2 protein-coding genes are annotated in these 2477 nt (G+C 35.4%); both read right to left on the bottom strand.

Annotated features, from left to right (window positions below; translation table 11 throughout):
• Window positions 1-127: 127 nt before the first annotated feature.
• On the bottom strand, window positions 128-1555 hold the full coding sequence (gene purB / locus WBY99_RS12310) for an adenylosuccinate lyase (RefSeq protein ID WP_423976632.1): 1428 nt from the start codon (window positions 1553-1555) through the stop codon (window positions 128-130).
• Window positions 1556-1712: 157 nt separating this feature from the next.
• Window positions 1713-2297: a thioredoxin family protein gene (locus WBY99_RS12305; protein ID WP_423976631.1), complete on the bottom strand. Its 585-nt coding sequence runs from the start codon at window positions 2295-2297 to the stop codon at window positions 1713-1715.
• Window positions 2298-2477 lie beyond the last annotated feature (180 nt).

Below are 2477 nucleotides of genomic sequence, written 5' to 3'. Positions count from 1 at the left end.
GGGCTTCACCCTTTGCTATTGATTTCGCCACTTCGTGGCTTGTTTTGTCTTTCTAAATTTGTCAAAATTCTTCATTTCGAAAATCTTAACAAAATAAAAATGCAGCCAAAAAGACTGCATTCATAATTTATACTTTAAGGTCGGCTTTTAATCCGATAACGTCGGCATATTTTTGTAAAATCGGTTGCACTTCATTTTCGATAAACTCTTCGGTTTGAATGGGCGCAAAACCAATGAAATTTTTCGGGTCGAGAACTTCCATCAATTTTGATTTATCGAGTTTTAAAGAATGATCGTTCAAAATTCTTTCGAGCAAATCGTTTTCTTTTCCTTCTTCTTTCACTTTTTTTGAAGCTTCCATGGAATGAACCCGGATGGTTTCGTGAATTTCCTGCCGATCGCCGCCTGCTTTCACTTCTTCCATAATAATATATTCGGTTGCCATAAACGGAAGTTCATCCATAATATGTTTATTGATACGGTTTTCGTAAACCACAATTCCGTTCATGATATTATTCCAAATCAACAAAATCGCATCAACTGCCAAAAAAGATTGCGGAATCGCGAGTCTTTTGTTCGCCGAATCGTCCAAAGTTCTTTCAAACCATTGCGTTGCAGCCACCATTGCAGAACTTGAAGAAAGCGACATCACGAATTTTGATAATGCTCCGATTCTTTCGCTGCGCATCGGATTTCGTTTGTAAGCCATCGCCGAGGAACCGATTTGGTTTTTCTCGAAAGGTTCTTCTATTTCTTTTAAATTCTGCAAAAGCCGTAAATCATTGGTGAATTTATGCGCAGATTGAGCAATATTCGAAAGCAAAGCCATCACTTTTGCATCAATTTTCCGGTCGTAAGTTTGTCCTGAAACACCGAAAACTTTCTCGAAGCCGAATCGTTTTGAAAGTTCTTTATCCAAATGTTTTACTTTGGAATAATCGCCGTTGAAAAGTTCAAGAAAACTTGCCGCAGTTCCGGTAGTTCCTTTTACGCCTCGAAATCTTAATGTTTCAAGGAAAAATTCGAGTTCTTCAAAGTCGAGAATTAAAGATTGAAGCCAAAGTGTTGCTCGTTTCCCAACGGTCGTTAATTGTGCGGGTTGATAATGCGTAAAACCAAGAGTCGGCAAATCTTTGTATTGTAAGGCAAAATCGGAAAGATTTTTTATCACATTCACCATTTGGTTTCTTAATAATAACAAACCGTCACGCATTTGAATTAAGTCGGTATTATCGCCAACAAACGCAGAAGTTGCGCCGAGATGAATAATTCCTTTTGCCAAAGGCGCAGCGTCGCCATACGTGTGAACATGCGCCATCACATCGTGACGGAATTTTTTCTCGTACACAGCAGCTTTTTCGTAATCGATGATGTCGGAGTGTTCTTTAAGCTGAGCGATTTGCTCGTCGGAAATTTCGAGACCCAAATCTTTTTCGATTTCGGCGAGTGCAATCCACAATTTTCGCCAGTTCCGAAACTTGTTGTTTGGCGAAAAATTATAGAGCATTTCCTCACTTGAATAGCGTTCTTCAAGAGGATTTTTGTAGGAATTCATGCTTTCTTTTTTACTTTTTACTTGCACAAATTTAAGGAAAAATATCGAGGTCTAAAACTTATTCTTGACCTTCTGAAGTCCATTCTTTTAAATCATTTAATTGGAAAATAGTATTAAAAAAAGTCTCGTTAAATAAATTACGAGACTTTTTTCAATTTTATTTCGGCGACCATTCTGTAAAAAATGCTTTCGTTTTTTCTAAACCATATCCTTTCCCTTCTTCCAAAACAGAACTGTCTTGCGTATGAATCAATTTTCCATTTTCATCTAAAACAATGAAAACAGGATAACCGTATTTGGCACCAGGATTATCATATTTTGCAAAAACTTTTTCATTTTTATTTTCTGGAGAATAATTTAAATGATAATACACATAGTTTTTATCGACAATTTTCTTTAATTCAGGTGTGGTTTGCACAAACTGATTAAATCTTAAACACCAAATACACCAGTTCCCACCAGCTTGAATCATGACATTTTTATGTTCTGCTTTCGCTTGTTTTATTAATTCAGCGATTTTGGCTTCGGCATTTTCTTTGTCATTATAAGGTTTGGGAAGTTTGGCTTTTTCTTCTGCAGCCACTTTTTTCTTAGCTTCTAAAATAGCGGTACTATCAGATTTTACAATTAACGATTTATCGGTGTCTGTTTTGGGTTTCAATTGATTCGATTTCTGCGAACATGCTAAACTTGTAATAAGCAGTGAAGAGAAAACTAAAATCTTGAAATGGGTGTTTTTCATTCTTTTTTATTATTTATTCGATGCAAATTAACAAAAATAGAGCCAATCATAAAGTTTATTATCGTTAAATTTGCAATTATCTATGAACTTTATATTTAAAATTATCCTACTGTTTTCAAAACTCCCATTGCGGATTTTGTACCTCCTTTCGGATTTTATCTTTATTGTAATCTATTATAT

Origin of the sequence: Kaistella sp. (assembly GCF_049588135.1) — a bacterium.
Lineage (GTDB): Bacteria > Bacteroidota > Bacteroidia > Flavobacteriales > Weeksellaceae > Kaistella.
The sequence above is the reverse complement of the archived record's forward strand: the minus strand, read 5'-3'. Positions and strand labels throughout refer to the sequence as shown.

Coding starts and splice junctions, on each gene's coding strand:
- purB (WP_423976632.1), bottom strand. CDS start 1,555: ATGAATTCCTACAAAAATCCTCTTGAAGAACGCTATTCAAGTGAGGAA.
- WBY99_RS12305 (WP_423976631.1), bottom strand. CDS start 2,297: ATGAAAAACACCCATTTCAAGATTTTAGTTTTCTCTTCACTGCTTATT.